Below are 17,460 nucleotides of genomic sequence, written 5' to 3'. Positions count from 1 at the left end.
CGCAAGCAGGATTTTTTATTTTTGCATAAGCATGAAACTATAGCATTCACGAATAGCTCTTATACCAAATTGGTGATATTATCAACAGATTTAATTTCAGCACAAATATCAATATGAAATACTTGATCGTAGGATTAGGAAACATCGGCCCTGAGTATGAACTGACGCGCCATAATGTAGGATTTTTAACATTAGATAGACTTGCCGATAAGCAAGGAGTCTCATGGAAAAGTGGACGACTGGCTTTTACAACGGAGTTCAAGTTCAAAGGACGTCACATTCACTTGATCAAACCAACCACATATATGAATCTCAGCGGAAAAGCTGTAAACTATTGGATGAAGGAACTCAGTATTCCAAAAGAAAATGTTTTAGTTATCGTGGATGATGTCGCTCTTCCCTTTGGGAAATTGCGGATGAGAGGCAAAGGGTCAGCCGCTGGCCATAATGGGCTCAAAAATATCGAAGAGCTCACAGGAGGTCAAGACTACCCTCGATTGAAATTTGGCATAGGTGATGACTACCCTAAAGGAAGGCAAGTGGAATATGTCTTAGGAAGATGGACACAACAAGAAATTGATGAACTACCCATGTATATGGACAAAGCCATTGAAATGACCCTGTCTTTCTGTGCTATAGGCATCAATATGACTATGACTCAATTCAACGAATAGCGTAAAAGTCAATAAATTGCTGAAATGAATGAAAATATTTTATTTGATCTCCATCTTTTGCCTTCAATAGAAAAGGACTAGTTTCTATTGTTAACTCTAATTCCAAGTTAAGAAATCTTGCGACATTTTTTCTGATGATTGATTTTAGCCAAAGCACTGATGTTTCATCCCCTGAGATAGCTGGAAACTCAAAAGGACTTGCATCTTGAACTTTGCCCGACGTAAGATCAAATTGAAGTTTTGCATCTGGAAGTAACAAATTGATTTGACCATTGATGATCAAGTCTTCTGGTGTACCACATACCAAAGGCTGACTACACTGCATGATCCAAAATTCATCCGCAGTATCTATAGCAATATCAAGGTCATGCGTGACTACCAAAATTGCCTTTTGCTCTTCCTTGGCAATCCTTCTCAAAAGATGCATAACCTCAAACCTATTGATCATGTCTAAATGAGCAGTCGGCTCATCCAAAATCAATAACTCCCCATCCTGAGCCAATGCCCTAGCGATCATTACTTTTTGAAGCTGTCCATCACTCAGTTCGCTTAAGACTGTATGTCGCAAGTAGCCTATTTTTGTGATTTCAATGGCATTTTCCACCTTTTGGTGATCTCCAATCGACATACTTCCATGCCAGGCCGTATGTGGGATTCTTCCCAAAGCAATCATCTGATATACTGTCACATTTCCTAGACTCACCTTATCTGTCAATACTACAGCAATTTTTTTTGAAAGCTCCTTAGTTGAAATTTTCCCAAGTGACATTCCTTGAAGCCAAATTTCACCACCAAGACTGGGTAATTGCCCCATGATAGTCTTTACTAATGTAGACTTCCCTACCCCATTAGGCCCCAATAAGCATGTAAGTTTTCCTTGATAAAGCTCCAGCTCCAGCCTATCGGCTATCACTACATCTACACCCTTTCTCTTGTAACCTAGCTTAAGGCTTGATGCCTTCAATACAATATTCCTATCTTCCATTGACCATTTTGATTAAAATTCTTTGCTAAAATTCCTTTTCAAAACCAAACAAATTACCATGGGAGCACCTATCAAAGAAGTGACTGCATTGATTGGGAGTGTTTGAGCCGAACCTGGAAGCTGGCTGATCCCATCACAAAACAACAAAACTATCGCTCCCATCAAAGCCGAGGCAGGGAATAAAACCCTATGATCACCAGTCTTGAAGATCAATCTTGCCATGTGGGGAACTGCTATTCCAATAAAAGCAATAGGACCACAAAAAGCAGTTGCTGAACCTGCTAAAACACCTGTACTAATGATCATACCCCACCTAAGTTTTTGAATATTTACCCCCATACTTTTTGCATAAGACTCTCCCAAAAGCATTGCGTTGTATGACTTTATAAAAATCAGTATTGGCAAAAATCCAACGAGACATGCTGCAAAAAACAATTCTAACTGACCAGAAAAAGTACTCCCAAGGCTACCCATAGACCAAATGGTATAAACTTTGAGTTGATTTGCATCACTGAAATAAGACAGTACAGACACTATCGCCCCAGCCAAGCTCCCAAACATTAGCCCTACTATCAACAGTGTCATGCTGTCTTTCACTCGCCAAGCAGTAAAACTCATCAATAATAAAACTAAAATAGCACCAGCAGCTGCTGCAATAACTACAACCCACAGCCCGATACCTCCTGAAAAAAAACTAAGCCCAAAAGCTGAACCTGCCATCACCAACAAGGCTACACCTAACCCAGCTCCTGAACTAATACCTAATACATAGGGTCCGGCAAGCGGATTTCTGAAAAATGTCTGCATCTGTAAGCCACTTACTGATAAGGATATTCCCGCTAATACTGCTGTAAATGCCTTTGGCAACCTGTATTGAAAGATGATGATTTCCCAGGATGTTCTAGAAAATTCATTTCCAAAAATTCGTCTCACAATCTCCATAAATGGGATAGTCACAGATCCTATGCTCATATTGATAAAAAAAACCAATATGAGCATCAATAGCAACATTGCAAAAATAGTATTATGCTTCCCTTTAATTTTCATCCAACTTGGCATAAAAATACATAGAATAATCTGGCAATAATTCTGGATGCAAGATTTTGATAAGATCCTTTAGTATGAGGTCGGGTCGCATGTAGCCAAGCTCGAAATATTCTATACCTCCCGTTTCTCCCTTTTTGGAAGTGTAAGAATAAACGTTACCTAGCTTAAATGCTGCGAAATTCACATATCTTTTGTCCGAAGCTCTCATGGCTTCAAGAGAGGTGTAATCAGAAGCACCAAGCCAAAATTCAGCATCTTGCGCTTGATCCAATACATATTCATAACTGAGCTGAGCACTCCCTGTACCTTCCTGATCATCAAAGATGTACATCCCTCCTGCTGCCTTTAGCAATTGAGCTCCCCATGAATCATTCCCCGGCACATACCAGATATCCTTATACATCACACCCGCCATCACAGTAGGTCTATTAATTGAAGCATTTTCATCCACCAATTGACTGGCCTCGAGATATTCGTTGGCTATTTCTTCAAAAACCTTGCATGCCTGCTCAAACTTTCCTAACAATACACCTGTAAACTTAATCCATTCTGCTCTTCCTAGTGGGTGCTGCTCTACATATTCACCATTGATCAAGGCTGGAATTCCCACAGTCTTTAGCAAATCTAGATGCTTTAAATCTTCACCCATCGTAGAAATCATCACCCAATCAGGTTCTAAGTCTACCATCATTTCCACATTGGCTTGAGCACCCGACCCCAAGTCTCGGACCGCTCCATACTCAATGTGTTTCCTTGACAAAGGACTTGAAATCAAATCTAAGTTGGGAAAACCAATGAGTTTTTCTGTACTCGAAAGTAAATCCAAGTGAGGAATTTGAGTGGTAGAAGTTAATATCACTTGCTCAATCGGTAATGTAACCACAGCATCAAAATCCCCTTCAGGTCGCACGACATTTTTGTCTTCCAAAATCAAATATTTGAATGGCTTATGGGTACCACCAAAGGCCTTTGTGACTGTCAACACCCAATAACTCTCCCCCTCAAACACCTGAAAACCTTTCGCATAGAGATTGGGAATTTCTTTTTCATTGGATGGAACTGACCTTACCTTACCCTCACATGAAGCAAGCAGATTGATAAGTAAAATTGCGATGGAAAATAGTTTGAAGGTGTTTTGATAAGAAATCATAATGGGTAAAATAAAGCCAAAATCACCTCAAATATACAAACGGGATTGGGTTTTCACTCAAAAGCCGTTATAAAGCTACTCCAATTAATTCATCAAAAGAAAATTTCAACTCGACTCTATTTGAAATCATTTTTCCAAAGTTTGTTTGAAAACTATCGAATTGAATCCTTATGTTTGCAGCATGAATTGGTTCTCGATCCTAAATCAGGCCCTCGAGATTAAAAGGGAATTCGGTGTAATACCGAAGCTGTCCCCGCAACTGTAACCTTTTCTCAGAAAATGCTGAGAAAGTGATTTGCCTCTACATTGCCATTGTTCATCCCGATCACTATCGGGAAAGGATGAGAAGGCTGGCAAATCCAAGGAAGCCAGGAGACCTGCCTTTTCTACTCAAATTCAAAGCTTTCGGGTGAAAGGCGGAGATGAAAAGAATCTGTTACAGCTCTTGGAAATAAGTACATAAAGGGTTCCAACCCTTTGTAAGTAAACAAGAAAGCCAATGGCTTGTATCACCCTCATTTCTCTCACAACAAATTTCGCACTTGCAATGAGTTTAAATAATCATTTGCCATTATTTAACTTCAAAACAATTGTTGCTCATCAGTTTATTATACCTTGTATCCTTGAGCTTGGATACAGTTACTTACCAGCATAGCCTACAAGATACTGTAGAACTTCATGCTATAGATGTGTATGCCGCGCCTCTTGAGAAATTCAGCCATGGGCAGACACTACAGACGATAGACTCAAGAGATTTAGCTGATTTTCAAGGACAAGCTTTTGCAGAAGTCTTGCAGCAGCGAACGGGGCTTTTTCTTAGACAATATGGCCCAGGCATGCTCGCTTCTTTGACCATGAGAGGTACTTCCGCTGGACATAATGCTGTTTTCTGGAATGGCCTACCAGTAAATAGCCCCTCTTTGGGACAAGCTGATTTTTCGATTATCCCTGTAGGTGGATTTGATCAAGCTACCATTCACTACGGTAGTGCAGGAGCACTTTATGGCACAGATGCGATAGGTGGAGCAGTGCACCTCAACAGCCGAAATCAATTCAATCAAGGACATCAAACAAGAATAAATACAACCCTAGGCAGCTTCGGAAGATGGAATCAACTGGTAGCGTATGAATTTTCTAATAAAAATTTCTCTACAAGAACACGAGCGTATAGGAACTATACAAAAAACAACTTCAAATTCAATAACCTCGCAAGAGCTGGTAGCCCTGAAGAAAGACAAAGACATGCAGCTGTAGAGCAATTTGGAGCCATGCAAGATTTGGCTTGGAACCTAAGTAAAAAACAACAGCTCAGCACTTCCATTTGGTATAACTTCACCGATAGGCAAATCCAACCGGTGATGGGCTCCAATGATCGGGATCAACAATTAGACAGGAATTTTCGTGCAGTGGTCGATTATAATCAGTTCTCTAGCAATTTGATCTGGAACATAAAGTCAGGTGTAGTATTGGATGAAATCGATTTCAATGGCAGTTTGAGTCAAACAGCGCAGTATTTACTATCCACAGATGTAGACTGGACTGTATCAGAAAAGCTCCAATCAAAATCTGGCATTCGCCACAATCATGTGAGGGGTAACTTGAGCAGCTATCAGGCAACTGATGATCGGACAGAGTTTTACCAAGCTATAAATATTCGCCCAATTTCAGACCTAGCCATTTCAATCAACCTTAGGCAAATGCTCTATGATGGTACTTTAGCACCTTTCACTCCAAGTGCTGGAGCAGATTGGACTTTTAGAAAAGGGGAATACAATAAAATTAGTACCCACACCACCATTTCTAGAAGTTTCAAGATTCCTACGCTTAATGATAGGTTTTGGGTACCTGGTGGCAACCCAGATATCGAACCCGAAAAAAGCGTCAGTTCTGAAATTGGCTTGAAACAAGAACTGGAAAAAGATGGATTTCAGCTAAAAAATCAAATCAACCTTTACAGCATGTGGGTAGACAATTGGATCATTTGGCTACCAAGGGGAAGTTTTTGGAGTCCAGAAAATATCCGTGAAGTTAGAAATCAAGGCATTGAGTACTTTGGGTCTGCATCTAAGACTTATGGAAATGTCAAAGTCAGCTTAAGTGCAACCTACAACTATACACTTGCCACAATTCTAAACAGCATCTCCTCCAATGATCGCTCACAGGGCAATCAATTACCACTAACACCTAAGCACAAAGCTCAAGGCAATATTCGAATTGCCTATCAAGCAACTGAAGCCATGATCAACGGCCATTGGGTAGGTGAGCGATATGTGAACACAGACAACATCTCAGCTGTAGCTCCCTATGGGCTTTTGGATTTGGGTATCAGTCACAAGTTGAAGCTTTTTTCTATGGTAAACACCTCCATTGGATTTCAAGTCAACAACTTAACCAATAGCAATTATCAAGTACTTAGACTTAGGGCTATGCCAGGAAGAAATTATCAAATTAATATAAATGTAAACTTATGAGAAACTTTAGACTACTAGGCTATCTCCTAGCCTTATCATTATTTATCTACTCTTGTGATAGCAGTAGAGACGAAACCCCATTAGGCGAATTTGAAAGAGGTCTTTTGATCATTAATGAGGGGAATTTCAGTTCCAGAGATGGCGATGTGAGCCATTACAATTTCACAACTGGAGAGGTACAACAAAACATATTTGAGCAGGTAAATAGCAGACCTTTCGCAGGGGTGCTTCAAGATCTTGTACCTCATAATGATTTCTTCTACTTAGTCTCAAATACAGGAAAAGTAGAAATTGTGAATAAGAACACCTTTCAAAGTGTGGGATCGGTAGAAGGAAGTGAAGAAAATCCAGAGTTGATCCAGCCAAGATCCCTCATCGTGGCAGACAACAAACTGTATATTTCTGATCATGGCCCCTATGACAGCAACTGGCAACTCAATGACTCCTACATCGCTGTAGTGGACAACCTTTCAGGTGGTCAGGTTTCTAAAAGAATCCCAACATCAAGTAGTCCAGAAAAATTATACAAAATCAACAATGACATCTTAATCGCATGTAGAGCAGCAAGGACCATAGATGTATTGCCCATAGGTGGCGATGAAGTCGAAAGGAGTGTAGAAGTCGTAGGTACTCCAGCTAGCTTTATCGAATTGGATGGTAAACTACTATTATTTGCAAGAACTTCCACTGCCATTTATTTCCACGAAATCAATAGAACCAATTATAACATATCAAACACCACCGAGATAGCCATTCAGAATGCTACACCAAGAATTGCATTGGCTGAAAATGGAGAAGCCTACATTGTTTCAAGTTCTGGCTACCCTGATTATTTCGATATGATTAGCAAAATATCTATTACTTCTGGACAAATAATTGATTCAGAATTCTACCAAGGAAGAAGGATGTACGGTATTGGCTATGATGCTGTAGAAAAGCGCATCTATGTATCAGATGACAATGGATTACAAGGATCAGGAACAGCCATTGTACTTGACCAAAATGGAGAGCAAGTGAAGACCATACCAACTGGAGTGGCGCCTTCTGGTTTCTATTTTAGAAGGTAAAACAAACAGGAAATATCAACCATAGACCTAGAAAATAGTTTAGGTCTATGGTCTTGAGAAATTTGAATAAGGAATTTTTTATAACCACTTTCCACTTTTATACCATAAGTAGCTATACGAACAAATTGAGGTTTATTTCTGGATCAATATCAATTAAAAACTTTTCAACTTTATCGAACTCAGTTTCCAATAATGGCTTAATCTTAAAAACAATTGTATAACTGGGAAATGGTTTCTTTTCAGATATCCATAATTTTCATTTCAACCTCATTCGATCCATCTATAAGATCTAATTCGAAGAAAGTAATAAATAAAAACCTTCCATCATTATTTACTTATTATTTTAAGTCTGGACTACTTTAAATTACGAAGTCAACCTCTAAGACAATCACCTAACTTGATCGGTATAAATTGACTAAAATGCTAAAATTATGGTATTTTTTGAAGATTTCATCTAAACGCAATTTTTCATGAAAATTAAAAAATTATTTTTAGCATTAATTTTTCTAATAATCGCTATTTTTTTAATGTATTGGCAATAATGAAACAAAATGCAACCGATTTCTTTTTATTCTCTTAAACGAAATTTAGCTTCTTTATTAAGTTAATATCAATTATCAGGAGAAACACAATTCAAATCCTTTTGCATAAATTCAAAGTTATAATCCATGATCAATAATCAGAATTCACCCGAGAATTGAGATGGTATGTTTGTAAATAATTATTAACCAAATTAACCTATGCAAAAAACAATTTACCCAAAACTTTCCAGTTTGTTGGGCAAAAGCATCACCTTATTAGGTATGTTAACTTTATGGTGTTTCTATCAACCGATAGAAGCTCTCGCTCAAACAGGAAATCAACAAATCCAAGTTACAGGAACAGTCAAAGATGGTGATACTGGAGAATCACTACCTGGTGTAAACGTGTTCGTCAAAGGAAGTACCACAGGTACTGCCACCGATATAGATGGTACTTTCAATTTAAGTGTACCTTCTTCCAATTCGGTCCTAGTATTTTCTTTTATAGGCTACACTCAAATCGAAAGAGTCGTAGGAAACACAACTACATTTAACATTTCCCTACAACCTACTCAAGAGTCTCTCTCTGAAGTAGTGGTAGTGGGATATGGTACGCAGAAAAGGGCAACAGTCACAAGTGCCATCACTTCTATTTCTTCGGATCAAATCACTGAACTGCCAGTACCTAACTTAGCATCAGCTATCCAAGGTAGAGCAGCTGGTGTCAATGTCACCAATGCTGGTGCGCCGGGTACCAATCCTGTGGTGAGAATCAGAGGTATCGGTACTGTAGGGAACAACGACCCTCTATACGTTATAGACGGTGTGCCTGCTGGAGGCTTGAATTCTATCAACACAGCAGATATAGAATCTATTGAGGTATTGAAAGACGCTTCAGCAGCAGCAATCTATGGCTCTAGGGCTGCAAATGGTGTAATCTTGGTAACTACAAAAAAAGGAAAACCAGGAAAAGCTAAAGTAACAGTAGACTCTTATGTAGGTACACAAAGAGCATGGAGAACACTCGATCTACTAGATAGAGACCAATATATTGCATTTGGTAGAGATCTATTAGGAAATGCTGGAGACCCTGCTCCTGCTAGGTTTGATAACCTAGGAGATTTAGCCAATGTAAATACAGATTGGCAAGGGGAAATGTTCCGTCAAGCTACCATTCAAGATCACAATGTTGGTATCTCTGGAGGAAACGAATCAGTTATTTATAATGTGTCCGCTGGATACTTTGGTCAAGAAGGTATCATGAGAGGTACGGATTTCGAACGATTCTCATTCAGATCCAACACCGAATTCAAATTAAACAAGAGAGTAAAAGTCGGTCAAACATTGACAATTGCTTATTCAAGCAGGAATAATGAGCCATTTGTGAGTGGTAGAACTCAGCTAGAGCATATGGTAAAATCCGTACCTTACCTTCCAGTAAGGGATGGATCAAGATTGGGTGGATTCAGAGGGCCAGACAGAGTGGATGGATCTGATGCTGAGAACCCAGTATTGAATGCAGAGCTAAGAACTAATAGACAACAAGAGTATAAAATTCTAGGTTCTGCATATATAGATGTAGATATCATTGAAGGATTAAAATACAAATTCTTAGTAGGTACAGATTTAGCATTGGGTACTACAAACGAATATGTGCCTAGATACAGAGCGGGTGATTTTCATGAGCAACCATTTGCAGTCATTGGACAGAATAGATTCAGCTTTTTCTCTCCATTAATTTCAAATCAACTTACCTATTCCAAGACTATAGACAAGCATTCATTTGATATCTTGGGAGTTATCGAGCAGCAAACATTTCTTAGCTCTTCACTAGGAGGATCAGGTCAGAATTTCCTAACCAATGAAATTCGTGAACTGCAAGGTGTTCAAAATATGACTGCATCAAGTGACAAGCTTGAGTATGCTTTGATATCTTATTTGGCAAGAGTCAATTATGATTTCGACCAAAAATATCTTTTCAGTGCTTCAATTAGAAGAGATGGTGGATCAAGATTTGGACCAAACTCTAAATGGGGTACTTTTCCATCAATTTCTGCGGGCTGGAGACTTAGTGAGGAAGGATTTATGCAAAATTTGACCCAATTAAGTGATCTAAAACTGAGAGCTAGTTATGGTGAGACAGGTAATGACCAAATAGGTAACTATGTATACCAAGCTACCATCAACAGCAACTTTTTCTATCCTTTTGGTGGAACTACTGCACCAGGAAGTACTATCTCAACTTTAGCGAATGCAAACTTGAGATGGGAAACGACCATCATGAAGAACATAGGCTTTGATCTGGGTCTATTCGACGATAGGCTTAATTTCTCTTTTGAATGGTTTGACAACACTACCGAGGGAATGATCCTAGGTGTGCCAGTGCCACCTTCATTAGGTTATGATGGAGCACCTGTGGCCAACGTAGGTACAGTATCCAACAGGGGGATTGAACTTACTTTAGGTTATAGAAAATATACAGGAGACTTCCAGTTTGCCGTGGATGGAAACATAGGCTTTGTGAAAAATGAATTGGTATCATTAGGTACAGGTAATACCATATTTGGTCCAGATTTCCAAGGTGACCCGTTGACTTTCACCGAAGCAGGTAGACCAATTGGCTACTTCTATGGCTGGATGGCAGAATCAATCTTCCAAAGCAATGAGGAGGCAATTTCAGCTCCGAGACAAAATTTGCCAGAGGGTGATGATCCATATAATCCCCAAATCCATACTGCAGCAGGTGATATCAGATTTGCAGATATAAATGGTGATGGTGAAATCAATGCCAGTGACAGAACATATTTGGGTCATTACATGCCTGATTTCACATATGGCTTGAATTTCTCAGCCAATTACAAAAACTTTGATTTCTCCATGTTCTGGCAAGGTGTCCAAGGTAATGAAATTTTCAATTTATTAAGATTTCACACCGAAGGGATGACAAGATTATTCAATGCTAGCACGGTGGTGAATGACAGGTGGACTCCAAACAATACGGATACAGGTGTGCCTAGAGCGATCAATAGTGATCCAAATAGAAATGCTAGAGCAAGCTCTAGATGGATTGAAGATGGTTCTTTCTTGAGGTTAAAAAACCTAAGCTTTGGCTACACTGTCCCAAGCACATTAGTAGAACAAATCAGCAAAGGGTCGATCTCAAGAATCAGAGTTTACGTATCTGGTCAAAACCTACTGACATTCACCAATTATTCAGGATATGATCCAGAGATTGCTGCAAGAACAGGTATAAACACGACTCTAGGTCAAGGAATTGATTTCGGTCAATATCCAGCTGCAAGAACCTTCATAGGAGGTTTACAACTTACGTTTTAACCCAAAATATTAAAAGAATATATAATGAAAATCAGATTATTTATTACAGCATTATTGCTTTTGATTGGGGTGGCTTCATGTGATGAGGATAAACTTAATCCTATCAACCCAAATCAACTATCAGTGGAAACGTTTTTCGTTTCAGGTCCACAGCTCACAGCTGGAATCAATGCAGCTTACGCAGGTCTACAAGGTTTAGATTTGTATATCAGAGAATATTTCTTTTTACAAGACATGTTATCGGATGATGTCGCTTCTGGAGGAGGTCAGCTAGAAGGCCATAGAAATCAAATCATCGTAGGAGCTATCGATCCTTCTAATCCATTGATTATTTCGAATTGGAGAGGTTGGTATAGAATCATCCACAGAGCCAATATTGTCTTGGATAATGCCGACAATGTTTCTGAGGAAATTACTGAGAGCCTAAGAAATAGGATCAAAGGTGAAGCTCATTTTCTGAGAGGTTGGGCTTATTATGAATTGGGTTCACTTTGGGGAGGAGTACCTTTGATGACTACAATGGCAAATGCCATAGAAAGTGCTTTACCAAGGTCTACAGAAGAAGAAACATTCCAACAAGCAATAAGTGACTTGACAGAAGCTGCGAGATTACTTCCCAACAAAGCATCATATAGTAGTGCTGATCTAGGTAGAGCTACCAATGCAGCGGCTCAAGCTATGCTAGCTAAAGTCCACTTGTTCAGAGGTAATTATGCAGCTGCTAAACCTCTTTTGGAAGCGATCATCAATTCAGGAGAATATAGCTTGATGCCCAGATACCTTTCTAACTTTGAAGAAGAAAATGAGCACAATCAAGAATCAATCTTTGAAGTAATCATGACAAGGGATTTTGGTGATGCCAACGTATGGGATGGAGATGGATCAGGCATTTCTTTTTCGACCTTCAGAGGCCAAGAGTATAGCCCAACGGCATGGAAAAACTTGGTTCCAAGCACTTCTCTCGTAAATGCCTTTGAAAAAATAGCTAACGGAGCGACAAAAGACGACCCACGATTCAATTACAATTTCTATCAGCTAGGGGACACTTATAACAATGGAAATAATGTACTCACTGAAGAAAGCTTCTCTGGAGATTCTTCTAGACCAGCATGGAGAAAGTATACCATGATCTACAAGCAGGCAGCAGAAAATATGGCATCTGGGATTAATTTCAGGGTCATCAGATATGCTGACGTACTTTTGATGATGGCTGAAGTTGAAAACGAACTTGGAAACACAGCAGCTGCATTGCCTTTTCTCAATGCGACAAGACAAAGAGCTGACGTAAACATGCCGCTCTACCCTACTGCTCAGTATCCTACTGGTACTCAAGCTCAAATGAGAATCGCTATTCAACATGAGAGACAAGTCGAATTGCCTGGTGAGCAAATCAGAAATAGAGATATCAGAAGATGGAGAAGACAAGGCTTCCTACAAAGTGAACCTGTTCCAAACTTTCGCCCTCACCATGATTTGATGCCATTGCCATTTGCAGAAATTGATAATAACCCTGCCTTGTCAAATAGTGATCAAAACCCAGGTTATTAATCTATCATTCATAAATTTAGTTCACCTACAGTCTTTGACCACAGGGTGATATAGATAAAAAACCCGAAGTTTATATTTCGGGTTTTTTTATAGCTTTTTACTTTTAGGATTGTCTATATATCATTACCTTTTTTATAATATTCGACTTTGGGCCTCAATAATCATTTGCAAACTCTAATTCAATTTCACCGTGAAATTCAGAAAACATGTTTTAATCACAAATTTTAATTCATCCTTCATAATTTTTCTAACCTTATTTCTCATCTCATGTAGGTTGGAAAAGGAGCAGCAGGATGAGGGAATGTTTGTGCTTCTCAAATCAAGCGAAACTGGCATAGACTTCAATAATTTCATAGATATCAATGATGATTTTAATATCCTTGATTTTGACTATATCTACAATGGCGGTGGAGTTGCTGTGGGGGATTTCAATAATGACGGGCTTCCAGACTTGTTTTTTACAGGGAATCAAGTCACTTGTAGACTCTATCTCAATCAGGGGAATCTCCAGTTCAAAGACATTAGCAAAACATCTAACATATCCACTTCAACCTGGGCCGAAGGTGTTACTGTCGTTGACATAAACCAAGATGGATTACTTGACATTTATGTAAGTATTTCAAACCGTGATGAAACTAACCCAAATCCTAATTTATTATTTGTCAATCAAGGTATCAATGATGATGGCATTCCCATATTCAAAGAGTCAGCAGCCGAATATGGCATAGATGACAGAGGATATAATACTCAAGCAGCATTTTTTGATTATGATCTGGATGGCCACCTTGACCTCTACATCCTTTCCAATGCCATGGAATCCTTTCAAAGAAATACCTCTAGACCAAGAGAAAAATCAGGAAAAGGCAAGAGTAATGATAAACTGTACCGAAATAATGGAGATGGGACTTTCACCAACGTAACCCAAGAAGCTGGGATTTTGATAGAAGGCTATGGACTAGGTCTCGCTATCAGTGATATCAATCAAGACGGCTTTCCAGACATCTATGTTGCCAATGACTTTATCACCAATGATCTTCTGTATATCAATAACGGAGATGGTACTTTCACTAACCAAATAGACCAAATGCTAAAACACCAAAGCTTCAATGCTATGGGTGTAGATGTTGCAGATTTCAATAATGATGGATTGGTTGATATTATGGTTCTGGACATGTTTCCACCAGATAATTATAGGCAAAAAACCATGTTTGCCCCTACTGCTAATTATGACTTGTTCATGAACAACCTCTCCCGAGGATACGAGCCACAATATGTGCGAAACACCCTACAGCTCAATCAAGGCAATGGAAAATTTAGTGAAATTGGATTTTTGGCAGGTGTGGCGATGACTGATTGGAGTTGGAGCCCCTTGTTTGCAGACTTTGACAATGACGGATTGAAAGACCTCTTCGTCAGCAATGGCTATGGTAAAGATGTGACTGATATGGATCATATCAACTTTAAGCAAACCTTGAGTACATTTTCTACCCCTGAAGAGAGAAGAGCTTATTTACTTGAGGGAATGGCAAGTCTTAAAGAAGTTAGTTTGAATAATTACTTCTATCAAAACAAAGGAGACCTAACCTTTACCGATAAGAGTCAAGACTGGGGAATGAAGCATGCTTCAATCTCTAATGGTGCCGTCTATGTAGACCTTGACAATGATGGGGACTTAGACTTAGTGATCAACAATCTCAATGAGGAGGCATACATTTACCAAAATCTTCACCAAGAAAAAACGCCAGAAGCTAGCAATTTCCTGAAATTTCAAATTACTGGCTCCTCATTAAACACCATGGGACTAGGTTCCAAGCTTTCCTTGAGCTATCAACTCCATGGCAAAACCAAGACCCAATACTACGAACACTACCCTACCCGAGGATACAAGTCCTTTGTGGAGCCAATTGCTCATTTTGGAATTGACAAAGCGGCTCAAGACATCCAGCTTGATGTAGTTTGGCCTGATGGCAAATTACAACAAGTAACCAACATAGAGCCCAATCAAACCATAAAGCTTGATTACAAGAATGCTAATGATGCTAAAAATCCATATCGACTAACCCATTCTTATACCTTTGAGGAGATTTCGGGTGAGGTTGGAATTGTTCATACACATGAGCATCGCAGTTACAATGATTTTAACAGGCAGCGACTTTTACCACACAAGCATTCTGAAAATGGGCCAGGCATGGCTGTAGGTGACATCAATGGTGATGGTCTGGATGACCTATTTGTAGGTGGATCTTCTGGTGAACCCAGGTTCGTTTTTATCCAAGATCAAAAAGGAAATTTCACAAAAAAGGAAATTCTTAGCGAGGAACCAGCCGATGATATGGGTTGCCTGCTCATAGATATCGACCAAGATGGTGACTTAGACCTCTATGTAGTTAGTGGTGGTAGTCGCTTCCTCGAAGATGACGACAACTACGCTGACAGACTCTATCTCAATGATGGCAAGGGTAATTTTAGCAAGTTTGAAGGAGAAATTCCAAATACCAATTTTAGTGGATCTATCGCTACTGCGGCTGACATTGACGGAGATGGGAATTTCGAGATTTTTATTGGAGGAAGGGTGACACCAGGAAAGTATCCCCTAGCGCCACCAGCTGTCTTGCTTTCATTTCAAGATGGGAAGTTCATCGATAAAACCAGTCAGCTCATATCTGAGGTTTCGCAATTAGGAATGATCAGTTCGGCGCTGTGGACCGATTTCGATCAAGATGGATTGATAGACTTGATTGTCGTAGGTGAATGGATGCCCATTACCTTTTTCAAGCAAGCAAAGCACGAGGATAAAGTGATCTTCGAAAATGTATCTACAACTTATGCCCCGAGTCACTCAGAAGGCTGGTGGAACAGCATTCAGGCCTATGGAACAGACTCTAATGGCTATCCGAGATACATACTCGGTAATGCAGGGAAAAATACACGCTGGGATGTAAATATTGAAAAACCGTTGGTACTTGTTGCTGGTGATTTTGATCATAATGGAAGTATTGATCCCATCATGTTCTCTTATCTAATTGATGGACATTATCCAGTAGATGGCAGGGATAAACTTGTAAGCCAAGTTCCTTCTTGGAAAAACAGGTTTTTGAAGTATTCAGAATTTGCAAAGTATAACTTAGAAAACTTCTTCGTCAAAGAGCAATTGGATAAAGCCCAAGTACTAAAGGCACATCAATTTGAAAGTAGTATTTTGAAAAAAGACGAAAATGGAAAATACCAACTTGCCCCTCTTCCTGTAGAAACTCAACTTGCTCCTAGTTTTGGAACTTATTTTGACCACATCCATGACCAAATCTTCATGACAGGAAATTTCTATGGCAATGAATCAGTAAGTGGAAGATATGATGCCTCCTTTGGGAATGTATTGGATGTAAGTTTGGAAGGGAAAAATCTTTCACCTCAAAATAACAGTGGGTTTGAAGTTTCTGGCGAAGGTAGGGCTTTGGTAGGTCTTACAAGAAAAAATGGAGAGACTTTACTCATTGCCAAACAGCATCAAGGTGAATTAAAGGTTTTTAGGAGGAAAGAGAAAAAGGATAGAATAAATCATCTAAAACTAGAAGGTGATGATTTCAAAGTGATTTTTCGCATGGATAATGAGGCAGACAAAGTTCTTGAGCTACCTTATGGAAGCGGCTATCTATCACAAAACACCAGAAATATAGCGATACCAGAAAACTGCACCGCTATCAGTATCACCAAATTCAACGGTACTTCAAGAAACCTACTACCCTAAATATTCCTTACCTTTGGTGTCAAGAAATCACCGAAATGAGTAAGATAAAAATATCCATGAGTTGGTCAGGGGGCAAGGATAGTGCTTTTGCCCTCTGGAAGCTGATGAATGACCCAAATATTGAAATCACTAGATTGCATACTACTTTTGGCGAAGAAAGCCGAAGAGTAGGCATGCATGGCATCCATGAATCATTGATAGAAGCCCAAGCAGATGCTTTAGGCTTGCCACTTGATAAGCTCTACTACCCTGCTTGTGGTGATAATAAGGAATATGAAAAAGCTATCAACAAGTATTTGGATGAATTGCAGGAGTCTGGCATAAGCAGCATTGCTTATGGAGACATTTTCCTTGAAGACTTGAAAACCTACAGGGAAGATCAGTTAGCAAAACGGAATTTCAAGGCACTTTTCCCGTTGTGGAAAGATGATACAAAAGAAACTGCTTACAATTTCATATCCGAAGGATTCAGAACTTTGATCTGTGCAGCTGATGCGGATAAAATAGCTGAAAAATGGGTAGGAAAAACATTTGATCACGATTTTTTGAACAGCTTAACAGATCAGGTAGATCCTTGTGGAGAAAATGGTGAATTTCACACCTTTTGCTACGATGGTCCTATATTCAAAAAAACAATTCCCATCACCATGAAAGGGGTTGTAAGTAAGTCCTATCACTTCAAGACAGCTGAAGGCCAAGAAGTCGAGAAGAAATTTTGGTTTGCTGATTTGGGGTGATGCTTAGGCAATATATGGATTAACTATTTTCAATTTATCTTCTACAACCATTAAGTGCTGTAAATCCTCCGTATATAAAACATCACAATAATTTTTAAAGCTGAAGCAACTATAAAAGCATCAAAAATTTGAAAATCTCGCAACAGCTGGTTTTCTACCTACCCTACGCAAACTACATA

At 39.2% G+C, this 17,460-nt stretch carries 10 protein-coding genes and 1 riboswitch; of the genes, 7 read left to right on the top strand and 3 right to left on the bottom strand.

Annotated features, from left to right (window positions below; all coding sequences use genetic code 11):
* Positions 1 to 113: 113 nt before the first annotated feature.
* Positions 114 to 674: an aminoacyl-tRNA hydrolase gene (gene pth / locus MM214_RS03775; RefSeq protein WP_241292171.1), complete on the top strand. Its 561-nt coding sequence runs from the start codon at positions 114 to 116 to the stop codon at positions 672 to 674.
* Here the strand turns inward: pth and MM214_RS03770 are convergent.
* The 3 genes from MM214_RS03770 to MM214_RS03760 are packed head-to-tail and all read right to left on the bottom strand — an operon-like array spanning position 664 to position 3,856.
* A complete protein-coding gene (locus tag MM214_RS03770; protein ID WP_241292169.1) occupies positions 664 to 1,659 on the bottom strand; it encodes an ABC transporter ATP-binding protein in 996 nt (331 codons plus the stop codon). The genes pth and MM214_RS03770 overlap by 11 nt on opposite strands.
* Before the next feature lie 12 nt (positions 1,660 to 1,671).
* Positions 1,672 to 2,706: a FecCD family ABC transporter permease gene (locus MM214_RS03765; RefSeq protein WP_241292167.1), complete on the bottom strand. Its 1,035-nt coding sequence runs from the start codon at positions 2,704 to 2,706 to the stop codon at positions 1,672 to 1,674.
* Complete coding sequence (locus tag MM214_RS03760; protein WP_241292165.1) at positions 2,696 to 3,856, bottom strand: ABC transporter substrate-binding protein; 1,161 nt, start codon at positions 3,854 to 3,856, stop codon at positions 2,696 to 2,698. Before MM214_RS03760 ends, MM214_RS03765 begins: the two co-directional genes overlap by 11 nt.
* Before the next feature lie 170 nt (positions 3,857 to 4,026).
* A riboswitch (cobalamin riboswitch) is annotated at positions 4,027 to 4,255 on the top strand.
* 194 nt (positions 4,256 to 4,449) lie between these two features.
* Between MM214_RS03760 and MM214_RS03755 the strand changes: the two genes are divergently transcribed.
* The 6 genes from MM214_RS03755 to MM214_RS03730 all read left to right on the top strand — a co-directional run bounded on the left by MM214_RS03755 (position 4,450) and on the right by MM214_RS03730 (position 17,281).
* On the top strand, positions 4,450 to 6,327 hold the full coding sequence (locus MM214_RS03755) for a TonB-dependent receptor (RefSeq protein ID WP_241292163.1): 1,878 nt from the start codon (positions 4,450 to 4,452) through the stop codon (positions 6,325 to 6,327).
* Entirely contained in the window at positions 6,324 to 7,394 is a 1,071-nt protein-coding gene (locus MM214_RS03750; protein WP_241292161.1) for a YncE family protein, read from the top strand. Before MM214_RS03755 ends, MM214_RS03750 begins: the two co-directional genes overlap by 4 nt.
* A 740-nt stretch (positions 7,395 to 8,134) precedes the next feature.
* Complete coding sequence (locus tag MM214_RS03745) at positions 8,135 to 11,251, top strand: SusC/RagA family TonB-linked outer membrane protein (RefSeq protein WP_241292159.1); 3,117 nt, start codon at positions 8,135 to 8,137, stop codon at positions 11,249 to 11,251.
* A gap of 24 nt (positions 11,252 to 11,275) precedes the next feature.
* Positions 11,276 to 12,799, top strand: a complete 1,524-nt coding sequence (locus MM214_RS03740) for a RagB/SusD family nutrient uptake outer membrane protein (protein ID WP_241292157.1) — start codon at positions 11,276 to 11,278, stop codon at positions 12,797 to 12,799.
* 274 nt (positions 12,800 to 13,073) lie between these two features.
* Positions 13,074 to 16,544, top strand: a complete 3,471-nt coding sequence (locus tag MM214_RS03735) for a VCBS repeat-containing protein (protein WP_241292155.1) — start codon at positions 13,074 to 13,076, stop codon at positions 16,542 to 16,544.
* A gap of 35 nt (positions 16,545 to 16,579) precedes the next feature.
* Positions 16,580 to 17,281 (top strand): Dph6-related ATP pyrophosphatase, encoded by a 702-nt coding sequence (locus MM214_RS03730; protein WP_241292153.1) that lies wholly within the window; start codon positions 16,580 to 16,582, stop codon positions 17,279 to 17,281.
* Positions 17,282 to 17,460 lie beyond the last annotated feature (179 nt).

This window comes from Belliella kenyensis (assembly GCF_022549675.1).
Classification (GTDB): Bacteria; Bacteroidota; Bacteroidia; order Cytophagales; family Cyclobacteriaceae; genus Belliella; species Belliella kenyensis.
The sequence above is the reverse complement of the archived record's forward strand: the minus strand, read 5'-3'. Positions and strand labels throughout refer to the sequence as shown.